Raw genomic sequence first — 5,343 nt, 5'->3', positions numbered from 1 at the left:
CTACTATGCTTATTATCCTGGTATTGTTCACTTTGTTGGTGATTATTGCTTTCATTTCAGTAATCAGACGGTGTTTATAAATCCAAATCTTTCAAATACAATTCACACTTTCCACATATTTGTGTATTCAAACTGAGTATTCATCACCCATTACTAAATTAAAATCCTGGGTAGGGAATAATACAAGTTTTCCATTCATACAGTACTCTTAAAGATTACTTCTTTGAGGGAGGATTCCGCCATTGTTTGATCAGTCATTTGTCGCTCGTTCTCTAGAAGAAGTTAGGTTTTGGTCTATTTCTATGCCATCTTCGAAACGATCGAAAATAAATCTAATGCCTTTACCTTTGGAACAGATCCCGCTGTAATTAAAAGATTTAATGAAGAAGTGCATACTGCAGTCTAATATATTTGGGCTTTCAAAAGAAAAGTACTTGGTTTAATACTGACGTGTCAACTTCCGGGTGCAAACAACTTCCCATTGTTGGTCGATCATGTAAGCAGAGAAGCGAATTATTTCAGAAATCGGTTGTCAGAATTAAATTCTGGTCGGTTAGAGCCGCTGCCTGATGCAATAATTGACGAGAATGTTTTCTTTTTAAGAATCATGGCTGATCACGCCAAGTTCATCAGTCATTTACTTGATCCTTCCGAACGGAAGCTAGTGGAACAAGCAAATAATTTTAGTCAAGAATTTGATACCTTACTATTTCAAGCAAAGGACTTGGAATCTATGCGTCCTCAATCGCAATCGGTTCCGTTACTTGACCAATTTCTTGATCAAAACAAGGTGTCGGGTAAATCGCTTCGTGATTTTAAAAGGACTGCTCGTGACCTCATTGAAGCCTGTCGAATAAAAAGTATTATTCATCCGTTATTGGCGGATCATGTATTCAGAGAAGCAGAACATTTCCTCGTTATAATCGATATGTTTGAAAACAGTCTGACAGGTAAACCTGCTTAATCTTTGAATTGTAGAATTATTTCCATTATGTATTTTTCCCCATGTCCAGTCGGTAATAGTTAAATGAAAAAAACTATGCAATAAGGTTACTAATACCTGATTGGATATGGATAACCAGAATACTACTTTCACACCTCATATGTTCATCTAAAATATTCTGAGTTGACCTTTGCTTATTTGCAAAGCATTTATTGCGTGTGGAGAATAAGCTGAGTATCCGTTATCTGCGTTCTCCGGCCAAACGATATAGATTCGATCACCAACAGCAGGACATTTAACAACGCCTTCTCTCCATCGATTGTCTGTTTTGTGGTTCTACGATCTCTCCTGTTGCATTGGCCAAATCATCTCCCCATGATAGGAATAGGTAAGACTTTGAAGTTATCTCCGCCTTTTCCCCTCCGCCACACCGTGCAGGCTACTTTCACAGCACACGGCGTTCCATCTTCTATAGATTTGTGTTAATAGCTTCCAAGTTACTCATTTTGCGATATTGGTTTACCTTAGATAGCATTTCCTCTGTTATACCAAGGTTTACAATGAGCTTTTCAATCAATTCCTCAGATTTTGCATGTATGAGTACGTGGACATCTTTGTCAAGGATTCGTAGATTATCAAATCTATCGCCCCCGCCAAGATGAATAGGTAGGTAATGATGACAATGGACATACGATGCGAGCAGGAATAATCCTGTAATCTCACAGCATCCCATTTTCATGCTATATCGACTCATTCTGTTGTCCAAATATTCCACACTTCGGTTGGGTATGTTTGATTCCATAAGTTTTACGATTTCCGACCTAATGCCTTCTTTCAACTTTTTGTATACCATTTGCCTTCCTTTTTCTGTGTATGGTGTTAGTTCTCGACCAAAACACATATTGTTTGAGGTCTTTACATCGCACAGAGGGAAAAGGTATGTTTCGTGAATACGAAATGTTTTGAAAGTTGTACTGTAAAACTTTCTGTAAGTTGGCGGAGCTTTAGTCGGATATTCGTACTTCCCAACCAGTCTAAGTCTATTGTAGGTGAATGTTCTAAGACCATAGTTAAGACGTGAAAACTCTGGATTTACCTGTGTTGCTTTGCAGAAGTAGTTGTGTATCCCTAATACGAAACTGTTGTAAGCACTAGCATTTTGATTGGTTTGCGATTTTTGCATCGTTTTAATATGCTTCTTCGCTTCAAGCTTAATTTCAAGCTTTTTCTTTTCACTAATGCCTGTTTGCGCAACCCTCTTTTTGCCTTTTTTCACTGTATAGATCGTAAAACCAAGGAACTCAGAGGTTCTTTTTCTTAGGTTTACAATCTGTGATTTTTCGGGTGAAATATCGAGATGAAGTCGATCTTTTAGGTAAAGTTTAACGGCATGATACCATTTCTGAGCCGTTCTCCAATCACGACAAAGGATTTTAAAATCGTCCGCATAACGTACAATGTATCCTTCTTTGAGATTAGTTCTCTTTAAAGCAGTTTTTACCCATGTTGCTGAATAAGGAACTTGTGTTGTGAAAGTCTCCCATTGCCCTGCAACCCATTGATCTAAATCATTAAGTACGATATTTGAGAGTAACGGCGACAGGATGCCACCTTGTGGAGTCCCTTTTGATGGAATACCCTCACCTGAGATTTCCGCTTTTAGCATCTTGCTTACTATCCGAAGGACTCTGCGATCCCTAATTCCTATATTCCAAAGCTGTTTGATTAGCAATGTGTGGTTGACATTATCAAAGAAGCCTTTAACATCTATATCCACTACATAATGTAGACCAACGATGTTAACCAAATACTGAACTCTAGCTATTGCATGGTGTGTAGATCGTAATGGTCTGAAGCCATAACTGTGTTTGAAGAAATGGGCTTCCGCTATAGGCTCAAGAACCTGTTTGAAGCTTTGTTGAACAATACGATCAATCATGCAAGGAATACCAAGTGGACGTTTTTTGCCATTTGGTTTGGGAATGAGTACGCGTCTTACCTTTTTGGGTTGATAGTTGTCCAGTTTTCGTTGAATTAGAGTTACAAGCTGTTCTTCTGTTAGAGTTTTGAAGCTTGCCATTGTCTTACCGTCTGTTCCTGCTGTAAGCGATCCTTTATTGGTTTTGATTATTCTAAAAGCGAGGAGGATATTTTCTCTAGAAGAAATTGTGTCATACAAGCGAGTAAAGTGTTCTCCATTGATAGCTTTAGAATGTAAATCAGTAAAGGTCTCGGTCATATTGTAGTAGTCCCAATATCTTATAGCTTGCAATGTGGACTCCCCCTTTTACTGGAGCAGCGTTCCCACATTCTTACCTGATCAATGCAATTCACTTTTTGGAAAATTAACTAATTCTATAGAAGACTCAGGGCTGTTCCTCTGCTCTCATTACAAGGGCTTCATCGGTCGTGCCCTTACTCTCACAAGGGTAAATGCATTTCAGCGAGTGCCTTATAGCAACCGTCTAGGTTAACAGACCGTAGTTCGACGTTCCTTGCTTTCCTTGTTCCCTGAATCCTAGCTATTTATGAAAATGTTAGGTGCTACCYCTGAGCCTGTGAGCTGGACATCGCCGTTGTTCGATGTAATGAATTTCCTAGAAAAAATTTGTACTTTTCATCACCCACGCCAGCTTTTGCTGACACATATGTTTCCATATGCTATACCTTTAGACCCGTACATTCGGAAGTTCGTCAGTCCATTTTGGACATTCTCACCATAATTTCCTTTTCAGCCATCCGTCATATCCGTTGGCATACCTTCTCTTGCGAGCGGCTATAGCCTTCGTTCTGCCGACTTTACCTAGCTTCTTACAAAGAGAACTGTCATCCCCTTCGCAAGTAGGAGCTTAATGAGATGGATTCAGCATACATGGTTGCTTCATTCCCATCTTCGGATGCAGAGTTGAACTTAAAGTTAAGTTCCTACCTTTCCTGCAAGGTAGCAGTTATGGTAGAACAAGTCGCACTATTACTGTATTCAGACTTCGTCAACTTAAATAAGTTTATCACGTTGTAGACGTTCTCTGAATCCATCTTCAATAAGTCTTTTTTGCAGGAGGCTAATACATGTTTCATTTATAGATTTAACACTGTCTATACTTTCAGAAACGACGGGGGAAGTATGGTCGAATTCGTCTAGTTGTTGGCGCTTCAGGAACAAGTACTGTAGCTTCAAAATTTCCCCCTCGTAGTGCACTCAGCTATTTTAGCTTTGTTAGCTTCAAAGTTTTCAAACAGGTTTTCCCGTTCTTTTTTTACAGAGTCCGTCTCGTCCCACTTAGCTTCCATTTGCTCCTTGATTTTCATATTGCCCTCCCTTAATTACTTCGATTCATTAAAAACACCTAATGATCACCTTTTTGATTTCAGTACATAAAATATATGACAACCATATTTAAATCCCTCAAGCCCTCCCAAACCTCTGGGAGGCCTTTTTTATTCTATAGGTGTTCATTTCAGGAACAGTTATTGAATAATCGCATATAATTACAATGAACACTCCTTTAACGTCCTCGACCTAGCCAGTCGAGGATTTTTCGATGTATTTCTATATTCATCCAGATACTTCGTCCATCCAACAGATACATAAGTCGCGGTTTTCAAGACTCAGCTCTCTTATACCGCAATTATCGCATCGCTTACAATCGTATTAATTGAGTTACTTAAAAGCAGAATATTTTTTTTCAGTAAGGGAAACTTATAAACGTAAAAAATTTGAACACAAGGAGAATTAGTGAATATGAAAAAAATTTACTCGTTGCTATTTGCCTTTACAATCCTATCATCCGCACTGTGTTTCCCTGCCTTCGCGGAACAATCAAATCAAGTAGATAGGATGACAACAGATAAYAATCGTATGAACAGTTATGGAACAAACAACACAACCACTAATCAAATGAATGGCTATGGAGATGGCTATGGAGCAAATAACACGGGTATGAATGCAAACAACTATCGGACAAATGCGACAACAGACGATAGAAGAAATAATTGGGGCTGGCTTGGTTTGCTTGGCTTAACGGGCTTAATCGGATTAAGAAGCCGAGATCGGGAACGTACTTAAGCAAGAATAGAGAATCRTTTTTCATGAACCCCTGCATTTAWTGGGGGGTTCATTTGAGTGCAAAATAGCTTCGTTYATTTTTTCTGMCTAATYCGAAGTGTTTCCAMGTATTTTTGTGAATTTCACCMTTAYTCGTATTWTTTCTGTGTAGTTAAGCATATTAAGTCAGTTCAAAAAATTAATGAATCAAAAGGAGCAAATCAAATGGGAATTTTAAGCGGYAATCCAAAGGATGAACCAATGCACTACGGTGAAATATTTAGTGTTTGGCAGGCTTCAACTGTAGCAAAAGGCGCTGTATCCTGTTACCAAGCATACTTAAACCATGCTGGAG

General features: G+C 38.7%; 3 protein-coding genes and 2 pseudogenes. 3 read left to right on the top strand and 2 right to left on the bottom strand.

The genetic code is table 11. The features are described from left to right. Window positions 1–242: 242 nt before the first annotated feature. Window positions 243–964 (top strand): annotated as a pseudogene (locus AC1DSE_RS29530) (DUF2935 domain-containing protein). A gap of 448 nt (window positions 965–1,412) precedes the next feature. Here AC1DSE_RS29530 and ltrA read toward each other — a convergent pair. Together ltrA and AC1DSE_RS29520 are read right to left on the bottom strand one after the other, a co-directional pair. Continuing rightward, window positions 1,413–3,215 (bottom strand): group II intron reverse transcriptase/maturase, encoded by a 1,803-nt coding sequence (ltrA, locus tag AC1DSE_RS29525; protein WP_477512967.1) that lies wholly within the window; start codon window positions 3,213–3,215, stop codon window positions 1,413–1,415. A 902-nt stretch (window positions 3,216–4,117) separates the two neighbouring features. Next, window positions 4,118–4,252 (bottom strand): hypothetical protein, encoded by a 135-nt coding sequence (locus AC1DSE_RS29520; protein ID WP_477512968.1) that lies wholly within the window; start codon window positions 4,250–4,252, stop codon window positions 4,118–4,120. Between the two features lie 433 nt (window positions 4,253–4,685). On the opposite strand from AC1DSE_RS29520, the gene AC1DSE_RS29515 reads away from it, so the two are divergent. Then, on the top strand, window positions 4,686–5,009 hold the full coding sequence (locus AC1DSE_RS29515) for a WGxxGxxG family protein (protein WP_339207494.1): 324 nt from the start codon (window positions 4,686–4,688) through the stop codon (window positions 5,007–5,009). A gap of 204 nt (window positions 5,010–5,213) precedes the next feature. Beyond that, window positions 5,214–5,343: pseudogene (locus tag AC1DSE_RS29510) on the top strand (DUF3231 family protein); the annotation flags it as partial.

Source organism: Paenibacillus sp. 01L418, from assembly GCF_056400045.1.
This window is presented reverse-complemented; position numbering and strand designations above follow the sequence as displayed.